The 19,938-nt window shown below is 50.1% G+C and carries 22 protein-coding genes; 17 read left to right on the top strand and 5 right to left on the bottom strand.

The window, feature by feature from the left end; all coding sequences use genetic code 11:
• Positions 1-97 precede the first annotated feature (97 nt).
• Complete coding sequence (locus DXV75_RS15645) at positions 98-562, top strand: c-type cytochrome (RefSeq protein ID WP_115594368.1); 465 nt, start codon at positions 98-100, stop codon at positions 560-562.
• Here DXV75_RS15645 and DXV75_RS15650 read toward each other — a convergent pair.
• Complete coding sequence (locus DXV75_RS15650) at positions 559-2,190, bottom strand: FMN-binding glutamate synthase family protein (RefSeq protein ID WP_115594369.1); 1,632 nt, start codon at positions 2,188-2,190, stop codon at positions 559-561. The two genes, DXV75_RS15645 and DXV75_RS15650, sit on opposite strands and share 4 nt — an antisense overlap.
• A gap of 206 nt (positions 2,191-2,396) precedes the next feature.
• Here DXV75_RS15650 and DXV75_RS15655 point away from each other — a divergent pair, with 206 nt between their 5' ends.
• The 4 genes from DXV75_RS15655 (at position 2,397) to bfr (DXV75_RS15670) (ending at position 6,141) form a co-directional block, all read left to right on the top strand.
• A complete protein-coding gene (locus DXV75_RS15655; RefSeq protein WP_115594370.1) occupies positions 2,397-3,377 on the top strand; it encodes an alpha/beta fold hydrolase in 981 nt (326 codons plus the stop codon).
• A 117-nt stretch (positions 3,378-3,494) separates the two neighbouring features.
• The gene (locus DXV75_RS15660; protein ID WP_115594371.1) at positions 3,495-5,075 is read left to right on the top strand and encodes a cation:proton antiporter family protein; all 1,581 of its coding nucleotides are present in this window, start codon (positions 3,495-3,497) and stop codon (positions 5,073-5,075) included.
• Between the two features lie 122 nt (positions 5,076-5,197).
• Complete coding sequence (gene bfr / locus DXV75_RS15665) at positions 5,198-5,674, top strand: bacterioferritin (RefSeq protein WP_115594372.1); 477 nt, start codon at positions 5,198-5,200, stop codon at positions 5,672-5,674.
• A complete protein-coding gene (gene bfr, locus DXV75_RS15670) occupies positions 5,674-6,141 on the top strand; it encodes a bacterioferritin (protein ID WP_115594373.1) in 468 nt (155 codons plus the stop codon). Before bfr (DXV75_RS15665) ends, bfr (DXV75_RS15670) begins: the two co-directional genes overlap by 1 nt.
• A 17-nt stretch (positions 6,142-6,158) precedes the next feature.
• Here bfr (DXV75_RS15670) and DXV75_RS15675 read toward each other — a convergent pair whose 3' ends face one another.
• Complete coding sequence (locus DXV75_RS15675) at positions 6,159-6,626, bottom strand: hypothetical protein (RefSeq protein WP_147291842.1); 468 nt, start codon at positions 6,624-6,626, stop codon at positions 6,159-6,161.
• Positions 6,627-6,862: 236 nt separating this feature from the next.
• On the opposite strand from DXV75_RS15675, the gene ccoN reads away from it, so the two are divergent.
• The 12 genes from ccoN to rssA all read left to right on the top strand — a co-directional run bounded on the left by ccoN (position 6,863) and on the right by rssA (position 17,649).
• Positions 6,863-8,296 (top strand): cytochrome-c oxidase, cbb3-type subunit I, encoded by a 1,434-nt coding sequence (gene ccoN / locus DXV75_RS15680; RefSeq protein ID WP_115594375.1) that lies wholly within the window; start codon positions 6,863-6,865, stop codon positions 8,294-8,296.
• A 9-nt stretch (positions 8,297-8,305) separates the two neighbouring features.
• Positions 8,306-8,911 (top strand): cytochrome-c oxidase, cbb3-type subunit II, encoded by a 606-nt coding sequence (gene ccoO / locus DXV75_RS15685; RefSeq protein WP_115594376.1) that lies wholly within the window; start codon positions 8,306-8,308, stop codon positions 8,909-8,911.
• Position 8,912: 1 nt separating this feature from the next.
• Positions 8,913-9,086, top strand: a complete 174-nt coding sequence (locus DXV75_RS15690; protein ID WP_115594377.1) for a cbb3-type cytochrome oxidase subunit 3 — start codon at positions 8,913-8,915, stop codon at positions 9,084-9,086.
• Positions 9,087-9,090: 4 nt separating this feature from the next.
• The gene (ccoP, locus tag DXV75_RS15695) at positions 9,091-10,041 is read left to right on the top strand and encodes a cytochrome-c oxidase, cbb3-type subunit III (RefSeq protein WP_115594378.1); all 951 of its coding nucleotides are present in this window, start codon (positions 9,091-9,093) and stop codon (positions 10,039-10,041) included.
• Between the two features lie 139 nt (positions 10,042-10,180).
• Positions 10,181-10,660 (top strand): FixH family protein, encoded by a 480-nt coding sequence (locus DXV75_RS15700; protein ID WP_115594379.1) that lies wholly within the window; start codon positions 10,181-10,183, stop codon positions 10,658-10,660.
• A 3-nt stretch (positions 10,661-10,663) separates the two neighbouring features.
• Positions 10,664-13,039, top strand: a complete 2,376-nt coding sequence (locus tag DXV75_RS15705) for a heavy metal translocating P-type ATPase (protein WP_115594380.1) — start codon at positions 10,664-10,666, stop codon at positions 13,037-13,039.
• An 8-nt stretch (positions 13,040-13,047) separates the two neighbouring features.
• Complete coding sequence (gene ccoS / locus DXV75_RS15710; RefSeq protein WP_115594381.1) at positions 13,048-13,239, top strand: cbb3-type cytochrome oxidase assembly protein CcoS; 192 nt, start codon at positions 13,048-13,050, stop codon at positions 13,237-13,239.
• On the top strand, positions 13,232-13,897 hold the full coding sequence (locus DXV75_RS15715; RefSeq protein WP_115594382.1) for a sulfite exporter TauE/SafE family protein: 666 nt from the start codon (positions 13,232-13,234) through the stop codon (positions 13,895-13,897). The genes ccoS and DXV75_RS15715 overlap by 8 nt, the downstream gene beginning before the upstream one ends.
• Before the next feature lie 25 nt (positions 13,898-13,922).
• Complete coding sequence (gene fnr, locus DXV75_RS15720; RefSeq protein ID WP_115594383.1) at positions 13,923-14,657, top strand: fumarate/nitrate reduction transcriptional regulator Fnr; 735 nt, start codon at positions 13,923-13,925, stop codon at positions 14,655-14,657.
• A gap of 119 nt (positions 14,658-14,776) precedes the next feature.
• Complete coding sequence (gene uspE / locus DXV75_RS15725; protein ID WP_115594384.1) at positions 14,777-15,697, top strand: universal stress protein UspE; 921 nt, start codon at positions 14,777-14,779, stop codon at positions 15,695-15,697.
• Between the two features lie 111 nt (positions 15,698-15,808).
• Positions 15,809-16,750, top strand: coding sequence for a tRNA 2-thiocytidine(32) synthetase TtcA (gene ttcA / locus DXV75_RS15730; RefSeq protein WP_115594385.1), 942 nt, complete (start codon positions 15,809-15,811; stop codon positions 16,748-16,750).
• 5 nt (positions 16,751-16,755) lie between these two features.
• Positions 16,756-17,649 carry a patatin-like phospholipase RssA gene (rssA, locus tag DXV75_RS15735; protein WP_115594386.1) on the top strand — a complete coding sequence of 298 codons (894 nt, stop codon included), beginning with the start codon at positions 16,756-16,758 and terminating at the stop codon, positions 17,647-17,649.
• A gap of 80 nt (positions 17,650-17,729) precedes the next feature.
• On the opposite strand, the gene DXV75_RS15745 is transcribed toward rssA, so the two are convergent.
• Genes DXV75_RS15745 through DXV75_RS15755 form a run of 3 tightly spaced genes read right to left on the bottom strand, consistent with a single transcriptional unit; the run spans position 17,730 to position 19,910 of the window.
• Positions 17,730-18,368 (bottom strand): DUF2987 domain-containing protein, encoded by a 639-nt coding sequence (locus tag DXV75_RS15745; protein ID WP_115594387.1) that lies wholly within the window; start codon positions 18,366-18,368, stop codon positions 17,730-17,732.
• Entirely contained in the window at positions 18,365-19,171 is an 807-nt protein-coding gene (locus tag DXV75_RS15750) for a glucosaminidase domain-containing protein (RefSeq protein WP_245953259.1), read from the bottom strand. The genes DXV75_RS15745 and DXV75_RS15750 overlap by 4 nt, the downstream gene beginning before the upstream one ends.
• Positions 19,149-19,910: a DUF2189 domain-containing protein gene (locus DXV75_RS15755; protein WP_147291843.1), complete on the bottom strand. Its 762-nt coding sequence runs from the start codon at positions 19,908-19,910 to the stop codon at positions 19,149-19,151. Before DXV75_RS15755 ends, DXV75_RS15750 begins: the two co-directional genes overlap by 23 nt.
• Positions 19,911-19,938: the final 28 nt, after the last annotated feature.

A 19,938-nucleotide genomic window follows, 5' to 3' on the forward strand; every position in this document is an offset into this window, starting at 1 on the left:
AAAACACAAGAAACCATTGATTGATATCAACCCACGCCCCTGTATGCGAATTTGGTATCGAAACGAAATGCAACTCTGCTCAATTAAAGGTGAACGTATGCGGATGATAATCTGGATAATCAGTGCGGCTCTTGTACTGAGCGCTTGTGACTATGGAGCATCTTCTCCCCGTGGATTCAGCCTTCCCGCCGGAGATCCCCTACGGGGTGAAACCCTGTTTGCTGATTATGGCTGTCTGGACTGCCACCAGATTGCCGGCGAACCCGCTGAGGAGGAAAAGTCCTACACTCTGGGTAAAGCGGTTGTCATTGGCGGAAGAGTGAGCCAGATTACTACTTACGCAGAGCTGGTAACCAGTATTATTAATCCGTCACATAAACTGACCCGGCGTTACCCGCAGAGCTTTACGGCGCCGGACGGAAACTCAAAAATGCCAACGCTGAACGATCAAATGACAGTAACAGATTTGATTGATTTAGTCGCCTACCTGCAACCCAAATACCATCTGGTCCCCTACCGTACTACCGAGTACGGCCTGTACCCGGCTATTGATGACAACTAACACACAGATTTGGTCTCAGTTTCAATGCGGGATAACTGGCTGGACGGCATAAAGCTGTCGGCACTGGCTTCCTTGATATGCAAGGCATAGCTCTCTGGAGGCGTGTCGCTTGTGAATGCCCCTGTTTTTACCAGCGGATAGATTTCGTCATAGCGTCGCACGGTATGCTGGTCTACCCGACGAAAAATATCTGTTCGGTTTAAGTCCCCGGGGGAACGGTGCCCGGTTGAAGACAGAATATCCATCACGGCCTGAACGGTTTTCTTATGGAAGCGATAAACCCTGAGGTATTTATCTTCCACTGACAGCCCGTTTGCCAGCTTTGGATCCTGTGTAGCAACCCCGGTTGGACAACGGTTTGTGTTGCAGGAAAGTGACTGCACACAACCAAGCGCCAGCATCATCCCCCTGGCACTGTTGCAGAGGTCTGCTCCCAGAGCAATGTTCTTCACCACCTGAAAGGCACTGATGATTTTCCCCGATGCTATAACTTTCACACAGTCACGCAAACCAAAGCCTACCAGGCAGTCATCGACAAACGCCAGTGCGTCCCTGAGCGGGAAACCGATGGAGTTTGTGTATTCCAGCGGTGCCGCACCTGTGCCTCCTTCGCCGCCGTCAACGGTGATAAAGTCCGGGAAGATCCCGCTTTGCTTCATGGCTTTGCAAATTGCAATAAATTCGCTTTTGCGTCCAATTGCGAGTTTGATGCCAACGGGCTTTCCTCCACTGAGTTCACGCAGCCGGGCAATAAAATCCAGCATTTCAAGGGGAGTTGAAAAAGCACTGTGCCTGGGTGGTGAATCCACTTGGGTGCCAGCTTCAACACCCCGAATGGCAGCAATCTCCGGGGTATTTTTATTCGCGGGTAATATTCCGCCGTGCCCGGGCTTGGCGCCTTGTGAAAGCTTGACTTCGATCATTTTAACTGGGTCCTGACGCGCTTTATTGGCAAACTCATCAGGATCGAATGCGCCATCGGCTGTGCGACAACCAAAGTACCCCGTACCAATTTGCCAAACCAGGTCGCCACCGTATTTCAAATGATAGGGAGACAGGCCTCCTTCTCCGGTATTGTGATAAAAGCCGCCTTTGGCTGCACCCCGGTTAAGTGCCAGAATGGCATTCTTGCTCAGGCTGCCGAAGCTCATGGCCGAAATATTCAACAGACTGGCCTGATACGGTTGTTTGCAATCGGGCCCGCCAATAACGATTCGCGGGTCCTGGTTCATTTCTTTCAGGTCCATCGCTGACAGTGAATGGCCTATCCATTCATAGCCGGTACGATTGGTATCCAACTGGGTGCCAAAGGGGACGGTTTCACGGCTGTTCTTGGCGCGCTGGTAAACAATTGAACGAAACATCCGGTTAATAGGCGCACCACCGGTATCCGATTCAATCAGATACTGCTGAACATAGGGGCGCAATGACTCAACCGTCCACCGAATTCGCCCAATCAATGGAAAATTACGCAAGATAGCATGCTTGGACTGAAAGCTGTCATGCAACGCAAAAAGCAACAATGCGCCACTGAAGAGCAGAAACCACCAGGCTGGGGCCCAGAAAAAACCCGCTATGGCATTCCCAATCAGCACTACCATGAGCGTAGCCAATATCGTATTTCTCACGCTGCATTCACTCCTCTAATGCGCCTCTTTGATGATGTACAACCAATTACAAAGCTAAATTTTAATGGCGCGCTGACGTTCTGCAAAGTTTAAACTATCCTTATGATTTATCAGGATTAGCACATGGTTACGCGTAACTGTGCTTTTGAACATTGCGTCACGAATAACCCGACAAACCGGTACAGGGAGTCAACTCAGAAGCCTCTATGTGGATCCTAATAACCTTTATCACACTGCTGGTGGCTATTTATCTCTATACCTACCCCGCAGCCGGGCACTTGCTTGTGAAAACCATTCAGCAATGCCGCATGATCCGATATGATTTTCGTGAGCGCGGTTACCGTGTTAACGGCATTCCTATTATTGTTCTGGAAAATGCCAGCCATCAGGTTCATGACAACCGCCCGCTTATGATCATGTTGCATGATATAGCTTCGGACAAAAACGTCTGGTTGCCCCTTGCCATTCGGCTCAGGGAACGATTTCATGTTGTGATCCCGGATTTGCCTGGCCATGGGGAAACCGGGTTTACCCAGCAATGGGATTACACCATTAAAACCCAGTCCCAACGTCTTGTCGCACTGATATGGCAATTGGGTTACCAACAGGCGCATATAGTTGGCAATGGAATGGGAGCCGATATGGCTATATACATGGCTGTCTATCACGCTTCGGCGGTGTCATCCATCGTGCTGATGAGTCCTCTGGGGCTGGAAACTGACGCGCTCGGGACCGATTTAAACAGGTTCATGAAAGTATCCAGCCCCAAACACTACTACCGCCTGTATAACACCCTTATGGCCAGGCCGCCTTGGACACCAACCATTATAAAAGATGCCCAGGCAGCTGAATTTATCGATAACCGGCTGAAAATGGAAAGAATCTGCCAGGATCTACAGTCATCCCGTTCACTCATTAGTGAAAGCCAGTTAGCGCAACTCGCGCCTGCGGTATTCATATTGTGGGGCGGGCAGAATAAACTGGTAAATTACGCCTTGGCGGAACGCTGGAAAGACCTGACTGGTGCGGAAATACAGGTTTTTCATGATTTGGGGCACAGGCTCATGGTAGAGTCACCTGCACGCACAGCGTATGCGTTGTGTCATTTCTACTCCCGCATCAACGGGTTTGAAAGTATAAAGATGCCGGCACGGTTGGAGGATTTTTACAAAAACCTTCCTTTATAGTGTTTTAGGTCAAAAAAGCAGGATAAGCACCGAAAGTTGGGTTTTACATTACTGCGGTTCTGTCGCATTCTATTCCAAGGCACCATTACCTTTCACACAAGATCACCTAAATCATTCATGGAATTTGTTTTTTTATTATTCGCATTTGTTTGTGGGCTTACGGTTAAAATGATCGGAATCCCCCCTCTGGTTGGCTATCTGCTCGCGGGCTTCCTGCTCAATGCTGCAGGATTTGCAATGACAGATTCACTCATGCAAATCGCAGAACTGGGCATTACCATAATGCTATTCACCATCGGTTTGAAACTGAATATCAGAGACCTCAGCAAACGTGAAGTGTGGGCAAGCAGCGTATCCCATTCCATGCTTTGGGTAGCAACCGTTACCGCCATCATCTTCGCAGCCACAATAACCAGTGCCAGCCTGTTCACTGGAATAGACTGGCAAAGTGCTGCCCTGATTGCCTTTGCACTGAGCTTCAGCAGTACCGTTTGCGTGGTGAAAGTGCTGGAAGAAAACGGTGAAACCAAAACCCGCCATGGCAAGCTTGCTATCGGCATTCTGGTCATGCAGGACATTTTTGCGGTGGTATTTCTGGTTGCCGCTACCGGTAAATTACCCTCACCCTGGGCAATAGCGCTGTTAGCGATGTTTCCGCTTGTGCCTGTTCTCAACCGCATCATCAACCAGTCCGGTCACGGCGAATTGCTCCCGTTAACCGGTTTTATTCTGGCTCTCGGTGGATACCACCTGTTTGAACTCGTCAACATCAAAGGGGATTTAGGAGCACTGATATTCGGTTTGTTTTTCGCCCAGCATCCCAAATCAAGTGAGCTTGCGAAATCCCTCATGAGCTTCAAAGATCTGTTTTTAATTGGTTTTTTCCTGACAATTGGCCTCACCGCCCTGCCGGATTGGGCTATGATGAGCATGGCTTTGGCACTGGTACTGCTTTTACCCGTAAAAGCCTTTCTGTTTTTCTGTTTGTTTACCATTCTCAAGCTACGTGCACGAACCAGTTACCTCTCCAGTCTATTGCTGTCCAATTACAGCGAATTTGGTCTGATCGTAGGCGCATTGGCCGTGTCGTTAAACCTGCTGGACCAAACCTGGCTGGTAGTCATCGCACTTGCTGTTTCCATTTCTTTCGTCATTACCAGTATTGTTTACCGCAGTGCACACAGTCAGTACCACAAATTTAAAGGGCCTCTGAAGCAATTTGAAAGCCCGGTGAGGCTTCAACGGGACATCTACCCCGTAATCGATAAGGCGGAATTTCTGGTTATCGGAATGGGTCGTGTAGGCTCAGGTGCGTTTCAGTCGTTATCGAAACTCGCGGACTCCAAAGTCTGGGGAATGGATGCAGACCGGGTAAAAGTCGCTTCGTTGAAGGACGAAGGTATGAATGTTATCTGTGGCGACGGTGAAGATGTGGATTTATGGGACAACCTGGACATCCGCAGTGTGCGCCTGGTGCTGTTGGCTCTTCCTTCCATCGAAGATTCTATCAATATTACCAAACAGCTTAAAAACGCAGGCTACCGTGGCAGAATAGCCGCCATTGCCCGCTATGAAGATGAGGTTGAAAGCCTGCTCAACCATGGTGTTGACAAGGTATTTAACTTCTTCACCGAAGCCGGATTGGGTTTTGCAGAGGAAAGCCTTGCCTTCGTTAACGAGCCTGCCTGCGCCAAATAAGAACAAAGGTTTGATTGATAACTATTCTTTTTTGTATGCCACTGATTTATAAATGATTTTTGCTTTATAAGTAAAACAGACCTATACTTTCGCAATCAAAAAAAATGCAACCGGAAGTGGGAATGAAAGGCGACAAACAAGTAGTAGCCAAATTGAACGAGGTGCTCACCTGCGAGCTGACCTCTATCAACCAGTATTTTTTGCATGCACGAATGTTCAAAAACTGGGGTCTAAAAGAACTCAACGAAAAAAATTACAAAAAGTCCATCAAGGACATGAAGCAGGCCGACGATCTGATTGAACGGATCCTGTTTCTGGAAGGGCTTCCCAACCTTCAGGCCCTTGGAAAACTTTACATCGGTGAAAATACCGCTGAGATGCTCGGCTGCGACAAGCGGTTCCAGCTGGAACAATTGCCACTATTGCGGGACGCGATCGCATTGTGTGAACAAAAATTCGACTACGTAAGCCGCGAGTTGCTTGAAGACATTCTGGGTTATGAGGAAGAACATCTCGACTGGCTCGAGACCCAGGAATTCCAGATGCAGGCCATGGGAATGGAAAACTATCTGCAGGCCCAGGTAACAGGAGACGACTGATGAAAGGCAACAGCAAAATATTAACTGCGCTCAATGAGCTGCTCTCTTATGAACTGGCGGCCATGGACCAGTATTTTATTCACTCGCAAATGTACCTCGACTGGGGTTTGAACAAACTCTATGAGCGAATCAACCACGAGTTTGACGATGAACGGGGCCACGCCACCAAACTCATAGAACGTATGCTGTTTCTTGAAGGCACTCCGGACATGCAGACCCGCACAGGTTTTCAAGTAGGCAGCGACGTGCCTGCTATGCTGGAAAGCGATTTGCGGGTTGAATATGAAGTGGATAAAAAACTCAAGGAAGTGGTAGCACTGTGTGAACAGGAACAGGACTACGCCACCCGGGATATGCTGGTTGAATTGATTGACGACACCGAAATGGACCACGCTTACTGGCTGGAGCAACAGCTTCGTTTAATAAAAATGCTCGGCCTGCCCAACTATCTGCAATCACAACTTTAATGTTATCGCCCGGCGGTTCAATGCTGCCGGGTCGTAAACTGCATTAATACCGGCTCAGCCTGCCCTTTAAAGTGCAACACAAGGTGCCATTGCATGGCAGGTTCAGAACAGCTACCCAGCATAAACCATCCGGAAGCCACGCCCGGTCGGGCCCCTTCCAGCATCAGCGGAACTCTGCCCATGAACATATTAACCCCCTCCACCCAGGCTCGCTCCAGTTCCAAATTCGGCTCCCAACTCAGGTCAAGCCACAACTGTTCTTCTGGCCGCGGTACCTGGTGAAATTCCGCACGAACAGAAAACGCGCTGCCACCAAAGGTACAAACTAAATTGACAAACTCACACTGATTGCCTAGACCGTTAATGACTGGGGGTTGCTTGCCAGCTGGCGTTAACAGATAGTGCCTGGAAAGCATTACCCCTGCTGAAATGATGACCAAAATGACGATACTGAGTGACATTCGGGCTTGAAAGGACGGTTTCACGTTAATTGAACTTCTCTGGTATGTTAACGGGTTGTTTCATTTATTGACGGAGATCAAACCCTTAGACTTTATGGTATCTTTTTGTAATTAAAAACTTTATCATCCGCGTACCAATTGGCCTGGATACAATTATTATTACCCTTTCCAGGCGAGGTGTGAAGCCCGCAACCTTACACAATTCCGTGATTATCGGCAGTTGGAAACCCATTTATCATTGAAGTGGAAGATTCATTAAAATGAGTGAAATAAGCCAAGCACAGCCCGACTACAACTATAAAGTGGTCAGGCAATTTACCATTATGACCATTGTTTGGGGCATCATTGGTATGGGTCTTGGGGTATATATTGCTGCGCAACTATTTGCTCCGGTTCTCAACTTTGACACCCCCTGGTTAACTTTCTCACGTCTGCGTCCACTGCATACCAACGCGGTTATTTTTGCGTTTGGTGGCTGTGCGTTGTTTGCAACGTCATACTACATAGTCCAGCGTACCTGTCAGGTCAGGCTGTTCAGTGACAAACTGGCTGCCTTTACATTCTGGGGCTGGCAGGCCGTGATCGTACTGGCAGTGGTAACCCTGCCGTTCGGTATCACCACCAGTAAGGAATACGCGGAACTGGAATGGCCAATCGACATTCTCATTGCCTTGGTGTGGATTGCCTACATAATCAACTTTTTCGGTACCCTGGTAATCCGAAAAGTTTCGCATATTTACGTGGCAAACTGGTTCCTGGGCGCCTTTATGCTGACAGTTGCGGTACTGCATATTGGTAACAGCATGTCCATTCCTGTGTCGTTCCTGAAGTCCTACTCACTGTATGCCGGTGCGGTGGACGCAATGATGCAGTGGTGGTACGGGCACAACGCGGTAGGCTTCTTCCTGACAGCCGGTTTCCTGGGCATGATGTATTATTTCGTTCCCAAGCAGGCGGGTCGTCCAGTCTATTCTTACCGTTTGTCCATTGTTCACTTCTGGGCTTTGATTTCACTCTATATTTGGGCCGGTCCTCACCACTTGCATTACACTGCCCTGCCAGACTGGACACAGTCTTTGGGTATGGTGATGTCAGTGATCCTGTTTGTACCGTCCTGGGGTGGCATGATCAACGGTATCATGACCCTGTCCGGTGCCTGGCACAAACTGCGTACTGACCCCGTTCTGCGTTTCCTGATCGTGTCACTGTCGTTCTACGGCATGTCTACGTTTGAAGGCCCGATGATGGCCATCAAGACCGTTAATGCCCTGTCTCACTATACCGACTGGACCATTGGTCACGTACACTCTGGTGCATTGGGCTGGGTTGCCATGGTTTCCATCGGCTCTATTTACCACCTGATCCCGGTACTGTTCGGTCAACCTGCAATGTACAGCACCCGTCTGGTGAACGTGCATTTCTGGCTGGCAACCATCGGTGTGGTTCTGTATATCGTTGCCATGTGGATGTCAGGCGTACTGCAAGGTCTGATGTGGCGCGCTGTGAACGCTGACGGTACTCTCACCTACAGCTTCGTGGAATCCCTGGAAGCGTCCAAACCTTTCTATGTGGTTCGCTTTATTGGTGGTGTTTTTGTGGTCGCAGGTATGCTGGTAATGGCATACAACACCTACAAAACCGTTCGTGCACCCAAAGGCAGCATTGCGGACGAGCCTGCCGCTCAAGCCGCATAAGGAGTTGACGTGAAAAATCCACATGAGTTTATTGAAAAGAACGTTGGCCTGCTGACTGTAATGATCCTGATTGCGATCAGCTTTGGTGCCATGGTTCAAATTACACCACTGATGTTCCAGCAGCAGACCATGGAGCCAGTTAAAGGCTTGCGCCCCTATACCGCTCTGGAGCTGGAAGGCCGTGACATTTACATCCGTGAAGGCTGTGTCGGTTGTCACAGCCAGATGATCCGTCCGTTCCGTGCGGAGACCGAGCGTTATGGTCACTACAGTGTGGCTGGTGAATCCGTATGGGAGCACCCGTTCCTGTGGGGTTCCAAGCGTACTGGTCCAGACCTGGCGAGGGTTGGTGGTCGTTACAGCGACGAGTGGCACCGAGTGCATTTACTTAACCCGCGTAACGTAGTACCAGAGTCGAACATGCCTGGATTCCCCTGGCTGGAAGAAAACGTTCTGACCGGCAAGGACACCGCCAAGAAGATGGAAGTTTTCCGTGGTTTTGGTGTGCCTTATACGGATGAGGACATCGCCGGTGCAAAAGCGGCAGTTCAGGGTAAGAGCGAAATGCAGGCCCTGATTGCATACCTTCAATCACTTGGGACCCATCTGAAATAATATGGACCAGGGAATGATAGGCAGCATATTCACTGTCGTTGTCTTTATCTGCTTCATCGGTGTGGTGTGGTGGGCATTCAGCAGTCGCAACAAATCCAAGTTCGACGATGCCGCCAACCTGCCCTTTGCAGACGAAGAAAAAGAACAATCAAAAAAAGATAAGCAGGAGTCTTGAACTCATGAGCATGTTTTGGACAATTTGGATCTCAGTTATCACATTGGGCTCCATTATCGGGTGCTTTTTCCTGTTACGCTGGTGTTTGTCTAATTTCACCGGTGTAACGGAAGGCGAATCCATGGGCCACGAATTTGACGGAATTGAGGAAATCAACAACCCTCTGCCCAAATGGTGGACCATTTTGTTTTACATTTGTATTGTGTGGGGGTTCCTGTACCTTGCCTTATATCCGGGCTTAGGTGCATTCCAGGGCTTCCTGGGCTGGAAAAGCTCCAATCAGGGCATTACCACGCTTGAGGAATCCCGTGACGCCCGTGTGCAGGCCAAGGAAGCCGGTATGCTGGTTCAATACGACCGTGAACTGGATATGGCTGCAGAAAAATTCGATCCGATTTTCGCAGCCTACGCCGCAGTTCCGGTAGAAGAATTGGCAAGGGATCCTGAAGCAGTAAAAGTAGGTCAACGTTTGTTCCTGCAGAACTGTTCCCAGTGTCACGGTTCCGACGCCCGTGGTCAAAACGGTGGTTTCCCCAACCTCACTGATAACGACTGGTTATACGGTGGCAGCGGTGCCAAGATTGTTGAAACCCTGACGCTGGGGCGCAAAGCGGCAATGCCAGCATGGTTTGACGCAATGGGTGAACAGGGCATCAAGGAAACCGTAGCTTATGTGCTGAGCCTGAGCGGGCGAGAAGTAGACGCAGACCTAGCCTCTTCCGGCAAAACCCGGTTTGCGGCCTGTGCAGCGTGTCATGGAATGGACGGAAAAGGTAACCAGGCACTGGGCGCTCCAAACCTGACCGACGAAATCTGGTTATACGGTGGCAGCGAGCGCGCGGTTACCGAAACCCTGACTTACGGTCGCAATGGAGTTATGCCATCATTCAAGAATACGTTGGGTGATGACAAGATCCACGTGGTTGCAGCTTACGTTTACAGTCTTTCAAACTAAAAGCACGCCGTCACGAAAAAAGCCTCGTTTATACGGGGCTTTTTTATGCGAGAATAGGCGCTGTGCCCTGCTCTTCCATAAACACCTGAGCTAAGCACAGTAATTACAGCAGTTGCCCTTCCGGCAGGATACGAAGTCTATGAATACCCCTTGGTACAAACAATTCTGGCCCTGGTTTTTGATCACCATCCCGGTGGTTTCATTTACTATGGGATTTGTGATGCTACATTTGGCAACCAGTACCGAAAACAGTCTGGTTGTTGATGACTACTACAAGGAAGGCAAAGCCATCAATGCCCGGCTCGATAAAGTCGAGCAGGCGAAAAGACTGGGCATTACCACCGACCTCACCATTGAAGACGGTTCAATTGCGCTCAAATTCCATTCAGGGATCCCGGCAGACGGCGAGGCGTTAAAACTCAGATTTTATCATGTCACACTGGCTGACCAGGACACCAGCGTGATGCTTACACGCGATGCCCAGGGTATTTACCGCGGCTTCAGTGAAAGGAATTTGTCCGGTAAATGGCAGCTTTCCCTAACGCCAATGGATGAGAACTGGAAAATCCAGAAAACTCTCAACCTTCCCTATTCCGGTGTGATTAAATTTAACCCCTGATTTATGTCTGAGCATCCCCGTTGTTACCACTGCGGTCTGCCAAACGCTGAGCCAGACCTTTACCAAACGCAGATTCTGGGTCAAATGCGTGCCATGTGCTGCCCCGGTTGTCTGGCAGTGGCCCAGGCTATTGTCGATAACGGCCTGCAGGACTATTACCAATTTCGCACTGAACCGGCACTTAAAGGTGATCAGGAGCTAAACGAAACCCTGAGTAAACTGGCGGTATACGATGATCCCGCCCTGCAGGAGGAATTCGTATTTGACGAGGGCAAACACCGTCAGATACAGCTGACTTTGGAAGGCATTACCTGCGCGGCCTGTGGCTGGCTGATTGAAAAGCAGATGGCAAAAATTGATGGCATACACCAGATTGCCGTCAACGTAGCGGAAAGGCGGGCTTCGGTGTCATGGTCACCAGACACAATTCAGCTCAGTCAAATCCTTGCCAGCCTCAAGCGTATCGGCTACCAGGGGCTGCCTTTTCACCCGGATCAGCACGAAGCTTCGTACAAAGCGGAGCAAAAACGTTACCTCAAGCGGCTGGGGCTCGCCGGCCTGATGACCATGCAGGTAATGATGCTGATGGCCGGCCTGTATTTTGACTGGTTCGGTAATATAGAGCATGAGACCAGGCAGTATTTTCATTGGGTGGCACTGGTTCTCACCACCCCAGTGGTGCTGTATTCGGGGAGCGTTTTCTATCTGGGTGCACTCAAGGCACTCAGTGCCAGGACCGTCAATATGGATGTACCCGTAACTCTGGCCGTATTCGGCACCTACGCTGCCGGGATCAAAGCAACGATTCTCGAACAGGGCACGGTGTATTTTGAATCCATTTGCATGTTTATTTTTCTGTTGCTACTGAGCCGGTTCCTTGAACACAGAAGCCGTCATCGTGCCGCGCAGATTTCTGCCAACATGATGCAGTACATTCCGGTAACCGCCAATGTACTGGGAGACGACCAATCCTTGCAGAGCTGTCTGGCCAAAACCTTACAGCCCGGGCAACGGGTCATTGTAAAAGCAGGCGAAACTGTTCCGGTAGATGGCAAAGTAATGGAAGGCGAATCTAAAGTCGATGAATCGATGTTAACCGGTGAATTCGACCCGGTCACCAAGCGTGGCGGTGATACCGTATTCGGCGGTACCGTCAATCAGGCCGGCAGTCTGGTTGTAGAAGTAACCCAGACACTCAAACATTCTCTGGTCAATCAAATCATTCGGTTACAAACCACCGCCATGGCCAGCAAACCCAAGGTTGCACAGATGGCCGACCGGGTTTCCCGCTACTTCGTAGTGGCGGTATTGCTGATTGCCATTGCAACGTTTGCATACTGGTACTGGCAGGGTAATGAACAGGCTTTTTGGATCACTATAGCCGTGCTGGTCGCAACCTGCCCTTGCGCTCTTGGGCTTGCCACACCCTCAGCATTAACCTGTGCCATGGCCAGGCTGAACCGCCAGGGCGTATTGCTTAAACGTGCCGATGCACTGGAACAGCTGGTGACCATTGACACGGTGGCGCTGGACAAAACCGGCACCCTGACAGAAGGCTCGTTTACGCTGGCAAACAGCTGGTATGCCGACCACCAGAACCCTGAATCCATGTTTGTTGTCGTTGCCAGCCTTGAAGCCCGTTCAGAGCACCCAATTTCCCGCGCATTCCATACAGACCGTTTAGCCCCGGTCAGTAACCTTTCCGTGGTGCCAGGATACGGCATTGAAGGTACTGTAAACGGTACCCATTATCGTCTCGGTTCTGCCGCATTCATGTCTGCCCCCCTGCCTGAACCTGAATTCAGTGCCAACGTATTCCTGTCCAGCGAGCATGGCTGTGTCGCGGCATTTGAGGTGTCCGATGTGGTCAAACCGGATACTTTGCAGACACTGCGCCAGCTAAACGACAAACATCTGATAATTCTTTCCGGTGACCACCAGAAACATGTTTCTGCACTGGCAGCCCAACTCGGCATCCAACAGGCAGTAGGGGGGTGTACACCAGAAGGCAAACTCGCTGAAGTCAAAGCCATGCAACAACAGGGAAAAAGTGTGATGATGCTTGGTGATGGTATTAATGACGCTCCTGTGCTGGCCCAGGCAGACATTTCTGTAGCTGTGTGTAACGCTACCGACGTTGCCAAAAGTGCTGCGGATGTCATTCTGCTCGGTGATCGGCTTGGTAATTTACCCCACCTGTTTACACTTGCACGGGGTACCCGGGCAGTTATCCGGCAAAACATGCTTTGGGCACTGGGTTATAATGCCCTGGTACTGCCGTTTGCCGTAAGCGGTATTCTCACACCGTGGATGGCAGTGGTAGGCATGTCACTTAGCAGCATTATTGTTGTTACCAATTCCACAAGACTTCTTAAATAGGTGGTTGTATGAGCATAATTTATGTACTGATCCCTTTGGCGGTGCTCATTGTTGCCATCGCCATCGGCGTATTTTTCTGGGCAGTGAAATCCAATCAGTTCGAAGATTTGGATCGCCAGGGTTACAGCATTTTGTTCGATGACGATTTGCCACCAAAAGAAAAGAAACTGGCAGAGCAGCGCAAGGCCAAGGATGACTGATTTTAATGCGCTGTCGGCGCTGCTCGTTGGCCTCGCGGGCGGTGTGCATTGTGTAGGTATGTGTGGTGGTATCGTCGGCGCATTTAAACTCGCCTCTCCCCCAGGCCAGCCACAATGGCCTTATGCCGCAGGCTACAATATTGGGCGCATCGCAAGTTACACACTGGCCGGCGGCATTACTGGCGCGCTCGGACAGATCACAACCTCCGGGCTGCCCAACGCCAGCGCATTATTACAATTGCTCAGTGCCCTCATGCTGATTGCCCTGAGCGCTTACCTTGGACAATGGTGGCAAGGGTTACAGAAACTTGAGCAGTTTGGCCACAGGTTATGGCGATACATTCAACCGGTATCCAAGCGCTTTCTGCCGTTTCGTTCTCCGCTTCAGGCGATACCCTACGGTATGATCTGGGGCTGGCTGCCCTGCGGCCTTGTCTATTCCACATTAACCTGGTCTCTGGCGTCTGGCAGCGCTGCGCAGGGGGCCACCCTGATGCTGTTTTTTGGACTCGGCACCCTGCCAACCCTTTTAGCCGCAAACTGGGGTTTCAAATGGCTGGTTGCCGGTTTACAAAGCCCGCGAACCCGCAGGGGTATCTCCGGCGTTTTACTGGCATATGCGGTGTTTCTCATGTATCGTGCGGCTTTAACGTTCTAACTTTCTTTGGCTTGATTTTACCACTATGTCTAACCCTTCTCCCTACGCCATACATTGCCAGAATTGCAGCTTCAGTCATCTGTGCCTGCCGGTTGCCCTGAGTAAAAACGAAGTGGAGTCCCTTGATGACATAGTTGAGCGAAAGAAGCCACTGCAAAAAAACGATACGCTTGTGAGTTCCGGTGAACCCTTTCATTCCCTGTATGCAGTGCGGTCCGGATCGTTCAAGTCGTTCGTCTGTGACAAAAGTGGTGAAGAGCAAATTGTCGGGTTTCACTTTCCCGGCGACATCATCGGATTTGACGCACTGCGCGAAAACCAGCACCAAAGTTACACACAGGCACTTGAAACCGCTATGGTATGTGAGTTGCCCTACGACACCCTGGACAAAATGTCGATCCAGTTCCCAAAATTACGTCACCAAATCATGAGTTTTATGAGTGCTGAAATAAAGCAGGATCACGATTTGATGATGTTGCTGAACAAGCGCACAGCCGAAGAACGGCTGGCGTATTTTCTTGCGCACCTTTCCAAGCGCTTCGAAGAGAGAGGGTTTTCCCATCGTCAGTTTAACCTTACGATGACCCGTAACGAAATTGGTAACTATCTGGGCCTTACCGTTGAAACCATCAGCCGCCTTTTGACCCGCTTTCAAAAAGAAGGGTTGATTCAGGTGGAAGGTAAGCTGATTACCATCCTCGATTTTCAAGCCATGGACAACAAGCTGCAAAGCATGGACATTCGTGTCATGTGCGTATGATTGCCCTGCTCCATTCTTTAAGATAATTGATCCAAAACAATCTCTTCGCTACCAAACAGGTATTACACTTAGTGATGCACTGAGTTTCACCGGGCGTTATTGTTTCGAGGAGATAAAACATGATCAACTATAACCACCTGTTGGCCGTCATTGACCCCGAGAGAGAATCGCAGCCTGCGTACGCACGAGCAATTGAACTGGCGGCCAAAACCAACGCTCAGGTCACCGCTATCATGGTGATTTACGACCTCTCCTACGACATGACAACCATGCTTTCCGGCGACGAGCGGGAGGCCATGCGAGAAATAATAATCCGGGATCGGACAGACTGGCTGAAAAGTGAGTTGCGTAAACACGGCCAGGCACCTTATGAAGTGGTGGTACGCTGGAACAACCGTGCCTATGAGGCCATAATTCAGTGCGCCATCGAGCGTGACATCGATTTGGTGGTTAAAGCCACCCGCCCCCACAACGACTGGACATCCATGTTGTTTACGCCCACCGACTGGCACCTGCTGCGCAAATGCCCCTCTCCGGTATTACTGGTTAAAGACCAAGGCTGGCCGGAAAACGGTAACATTATTGCCGCCGTAAATGTAGGAACTGAGGACCGTGAACACGCGCAGTTGAACAACAAACTCACTGTGATTGCCCAGGATTACGCCAGCCTGTTAAGCGGCACCGTGCACCTTGTCAATGCCTACCCAAGCACCCCGCTTAACATAGCCATTGAAGTCCCTGAATTTGATCCGGAAAGTTATAACAATTCAGTACGTAACCACCATCAACAGGAAATGGACGCCCATGCCAAACGGTTTCACGTTTCTGCCGAATGTTGTTACGTAATTGAAGGAATGCCGGAAAAAGTCGTGCCTCAGGTAGCGCGAAAACTGGATGCAGAATTAGTAGTCATAGGCACGGTGGGGCGGGTTGGGATCTCGGCCGCGCTGATTGGCAACACCGCCGAACATGTGATTGACAATCTGGATTGCGACGTCTTAGCAATCAAACCAGATGGGTTTGAGTCACCTGTGCGCTAACCTAGAAGCAATATATCAACAAAGTTGCCATTGCCGCGGCAAGAAAGGTGACGGCATACCTGCAGCTTTTGTATAATATCGGCTTTAAGTCAGCCACACTGTAGTTTGCCAATGAATCATCAAGCCTTATCCACACCAACACCCACCGACGCTGCATCAAAAAGCAAGCAGAAATACAGCTTTAACAAACTGCAAAAGCGTTTGCGCAGGAATGTAGGTAAGGCAATAGACGATTTTTCGATGATTGAAGCAAACGATAAGGTAATGGTGTGTCTGTCGGGTGGCAAGGACAGTTACACCCTGCTTGATATTCTCCTGTTTTTGAAAAAAATCGCTCCAATCCACTTTGATATTGTCGCGGTGAACCTCGACCAGAAACAACCGGGTTTCCCTGAGCACGTACTACCAGAATATCTCGACAGCATCGGCGTTGAATACAAAATCGTCGAGGAAGACACCTACTCCATCGTTAAAGACAAAATTCCCGAAGGCAAAACCACATGCTCGTTGTGTTCCCGTTTACGCCGAGGGATCCTTTACCGTACCGCTAAAGAAATGGGGGCGACCAAGATTGCCCTCGGTCACCATCGCGACGACATGCTGGAAACCCTGTTCCTCAACATGTTTCATGGCGGGAAGCTCAAGTCCATGCCGCCAAAGCTGGTCAGCGACAATGGCGAGCACATTGTTATTCGGCCGCTGGCATATTGCAGTGAAAAAGACATTGAAAAGTACGCCCAGGCGGCTGAATTTCCAATCATTCCCTGTAATCTGTGCGGCTCCCAGGAGAATTTGCAGCGTCAGAATATCAAACATATGTTGCAGGACTGGGGCAAGCGTTACCCTGGTCGGATTGAATCCATGTTCCGGGCAATGCAAAATGTAACGCCTTCACACTTGGTTGACGGTAATCTGTATGACTTTAAAGGTATTACTACCAGTGACGGTCCGGTTACAGACGGTGACATTGGGTTTGACGCACCGGATCTGCCTTCCAGAGTGTTTGAAGAAGAAAGTGACCAAAGGGTGCAAATCATTAATTTAACGGAATAATCAGCATGAAAATAGGCATCGCACTGGGAGCTGGTGCTGCCCGGGGTTGGGCCCATATGGGGGTCATTCAGGCGCTTGAAAAACTTGGCCTGCAAATCGATATCGTTGCCGGCTGCTCTATCGGCGCTTACGTTGGTGCCGCTTACTCAAGTGGCCGCCTCCAGGAACTCAAACAGTGGGCGTGTTCGCTTACGGAGTGGCAGGTGTTGTCACTGATGGGCGTAGGTTTACGTCGTGGTGGAATTGCCAGCGGTGAAAAAGTCTATCAGAAGCTCCAGCAGGAATTCTGCGCACCAACGTTTGAGGAAATGCAAAAAACCTTCGCCGTAGTGGCTACCGACCTAAATTCCGGTCGCGAGGTGACGTTCAGTTCCGGCGAAATTGGCAATTCCATCCAGGCTTCCTGTGCCATTCCCGGTCTTTTCAGCCCGGTTCGGTATGATGACCGCTGGCTCGTCGACGGGGCCGTTGTCAACCCGGTGCCGGTCAACCTTTGCCGTCAGATGGGGGCAGACTTCGTCATTGCGGTCAACCTGATTGCCGATTTCCGTCCGCAGCGGTCAGAGAAGCAAACGGAAGAGCATGAACAAATGCAAATCCAAACCGACGACTTTTTTACCAAGAGCCAGAATGTAGTGCGCCAGTGGTTTGCTGACAGCAAGCCGTCAAAGGTCAATCCTCCGAGTATTCTGAGCGTGATGAGCAACTCGCTGGAGATTCTGCAGGCACGGGTAACACGGTCACGATTGGGTGGTGATCCGCCCGACATCCTGATTGAACCGCACCTGAATGATGTGGGCCCAATGGAATTCCACCGTGCCACCGAACTGGTGGAAAGAGGCGAAGCCACTATTGAGCGTTTGGCGCAGCAAATTCGCTATCAACTGCAACTCAACTAACGCAAAATAACGTTAAACCTGAAAAACTGGCTGCTGTTGTCCATAAACTGCAGCCAACTGCCACAATACTAAAATAGGCCCTAGTCCTTTGAGGCAATCGCAGTAATACGCAGTGGTGCCTGGGGTAATTCCAGCGGTTTACCCAGCTCCAGCCAATTTTTATCCAGCAACAGAGTGCCCTTGTTCACCGCTGGTGCATTGTTCAACTTAACATCCAGATTTGGATCGGCGAAATGCACCATCAGGCCGTTAACCCTGGGCATCATAAAAGTTAAAAAACTGCCCATTTCATTGAAAAAAGCCTGATACTGTTGATAGAGAAATGCCAGTTCACTGGCGCTGTACTCGGTTTTCAGATATTCGGGCCTGGTTTCAAGCTGTACCGACATGTCACAAACATTGGCCGCTTCCGCCAAATCGATACGTACTGCCGCGTCCGCCATTTTCAGTACTTTGTCGGAGGGTACGGTAAATCGTTGTTCTTCAGTGATATCGATTGGCAAGGTCTGCTTGTCTGTAACAATCTGAGCCTGGTTGATTCCACACAAACGCCCCTCTCCTACCCGCAGAAATCCGAACGCGAATTGCAAGGCGTTTACGTCCTCACCCTCAAGCTTTTTGACATGGCTGTAAAACCGGCTGTACTCAATATCAATGGTTTCTGCCTGTACCGGGCAGCCAGCGAGCAGCCCTACAATGGCTATGAAGCGTTTCTTCATTCGGAAAGGTACTCCTGATTAAATTGCATCATCGACTGCAATTCTTCTACATATGCAGCCCCACGCTCGGAATAGTTCATCAGTCCCTCTGCAAGGGCCTGACCGGTGATAGGCATCTGGTTTGCCCTGAGTGTGGCGCGGATCTGACGGAGGTCATGATAGGCCGGGTGCCGGTTAATGTTGCGCAAATAGGTGTAGGTTGCCCGGGACAAATTATCGAAGCGGGCAACTTCGTGAGAAGCACCATCACTGCGTTGCGCCGGAACAAAACCGCACCCCCGTTTAAAGCACCACATGCCAAAAAAATTGTAACCCTTCTGGGCAAAGCGGCTGGTTCCCCATGCAGATTCGTTCGCGGCCTGTGCCAATACCAGATTCACCGGAAGTATGTCTATTTTAGTCAGCAGTTCCTGGAGTTTATCGTCAAGATCCTGTTCATCATCAATTTTGTATTCTTCACTCAACCAGGCAACCCGACGGAGGTCTTCACTGTTCAGCCTGCCCTCGCTGCTTAGCTGCCGACGCAGGGTCTGAACGTAATGACGCAATGACAACAGATACTCATTTTGCTTTTCCACTTCCGGCCTCAAATAGCGGAAAAAAGCACGTTTTTTTTCAGACACGTTCTTGATGGCCGCAAAATCAGGAACCGGCTTTTCAGCCTGCTCGGTCTCCGGGACCTCGAGAATATCCGGCTTCTGGGTAACAATGATCCAGGCGTTGATGACGATCACCGCCAATACGCCTAGCGTAATGAGTATAATCTTGCTGGTTTCCCGTTTATGCATCGAAGCGAGACTCATCTTCCGCTGCAGCCGGTTGACTGGACGGAGGTTCGCCATTGCCAAACAGATCCTCGTACAGGGTACCCAGTGTGGTGTAGTAAAGCGGTACTATCCAGATTAACGCAAGGCCGAGGGTAACCACGCTAAGAAGAAACAGAGCGGCGAACGACAGGAAAACCACAACAAAATAGCCGAGGTATTTATTCACCACCCGGCAGGACAACAGCAAAGCCTGGGAAACAGGTAAACGTTTGTCTGCAATAAGGGGGAGCGTAAAAACCGAGGCCATAAAAACGTACAAGCCCGGCAACACCAAAAGGGCTAAACCAAATTGTGTGAGGATGGAAATAAGCAACTGAGCCAGTGCCAAAGGCAAAATGAGCGGCAGATAACGAAACAAATCGAGTGCGCGTAACCTTTCCCGCCTAGCACAATGAACCCCCATCATCATAAGCCCGGTTACCAACGGTGCCATCAGTAAAATAAGCACCACATCCATCATGCCCTGGGTTGCAGGTGAGATTTGCGTCACATCGGTAATATTCATGGACTGCACCATCATCACTGCTACCAGCATGACAGCCGCGATCACCAAAAAGCAGGCTGGCAACAACACCCACAGGTATTGCCTGACCAAATCATTACTGCGTAAAAACACACTCTTCAGATTAAACTGATATTTGCCCGACAACGCCCTGGCGAGATTACTCTGCGCAGCTGACGTTTTTTCCTGTGGCTGACCAAACTGGTTATTCACCCAAGCCTCTTTCGATTCGTTACGACCA

It is taken from the genome of Alteromonas aestuariivivens (assembly GCF_003367475.1).
Taxonomy (GTDB): Bacteria; Pseudomonadota; Gammaproteobacteria; order Enterobacterales; family Alteromonadaceae; genus Alteromonas; species Alteromonas aestuariivivens.

Coding starts and splice junctions, on each gene's coding strand:
- DXV75_RS15745 (WP_115594387.1), bottom strand. CDS start 18,368: ATGAAGAAACGCTTCATAGCCATTGTAGGGCTGCTCGCTGGCTGCCCG.
- ttcA (WP_115594385.1), top strand. CDS start 15,809: ATGAATCATCAAGCCTTATCCACACCAACACCCACCGACGCTGCATCA.
- ccoP (WP_115594378.1), top strand. CDS start 9,091: ATGAGCATGTTTTGGACAATTTGGATCTCAGTTATCACATTGGGCTCC.
- DXV75_RS15645 (WP_115594368.1), top strand. CDS start 98: ATGCGGATGATAATCTGGATAATCAGTGCGGCTCTTGTACTGAGCGCT.
- bfr (WP_115594373.1), top strand. CDS start 5,674: ATGAAAGGCAACAGCAAAATATTAACTGCGCTCAATGAGCTGCTCTCT.
- DXV75_RS15705 (WP_115594380.1), top strand. CDS start 10,664: ATGTCTGAGCATCCCCGTTGTTACCACTGCGGTCTGCCAAACGCTGAG.
- rssA (WP_115594386.1), top strand. CDS start 16,756: ATGAAAATAGGCATCGCACTGGGAGCTGGTGCTGCCCGGGGTTGGGCC.
- DXV75_RS15750 (WP_245953259.1), bottom strand. CDS start 19,171: ATGAGTCTCGCTTCGATGCATAAACGGGAAACCAGCAAGATTATACTC.
- DXV75_RS15690 (WP_115594377.1), top strand. CDS start 8,913: ATGGACCAGGGAATGATAGGCAGCATATTCACTGTCGTTGTCTTTATC.
- DXV75_RS15660 (WP_115594371.1), top strand. CDS start 3,495: ATGGAATTTGTTTTTTTATTATTCGCATTTGTTTGTGGGCTTACGGTT.
- bfr (WP_115594372.1), top strand. CDS start 5,198: ATGAAAGGCGACAAACAAGTAGTAGCCAAATTGAACGAGGTGCTCACC.
- ccoN (WP_115594375.1), top strand. CDS start 6,863: ATGAGTGAAATAAGCCAAGCACAGCCCGACTACAACTATAAAGTGGTC.
- ccoS (WP_115594381.1), top strand. CDS start 13,048: ATGAGCATAATTTATGTACTGATCCCTTTGGCGGTGCTCATTGTTGCC.
- DXV75_RS15655 (WP_115594370.1), top strand. CDS start 2,397: ATGTGGATCCTAATAACCTTTATCACACTGCTGGTGGCTATTTATCTC.
- uspE (WP_115594384.1), top strand. CDS start 14,777: ATGATCAACTATAACCACCTGTTGGCCGTCATTGACCCCGAGAGAGAA.
- DXV75_RS15715 (WP_115594382.1), top strand. CDS start 13,232: ATGACTGATTTTAATGCGCTGTCGGCGCTGCTCGTTGGCCTCGCGGGC.
- DXV75_RS15700 (WP_115594379.1), top strand. CDS start 10,181: ATGAATACCCCTTGGTACAAACAATTCTGGCCCTGGTTTTTGATCACC.
- fnr (WP_115594383.1), top strand. CDS start 13,923: ATGTCTAACCCTTCTCCCTACGCCATACATTGCCAGAATTGCAGCTTC.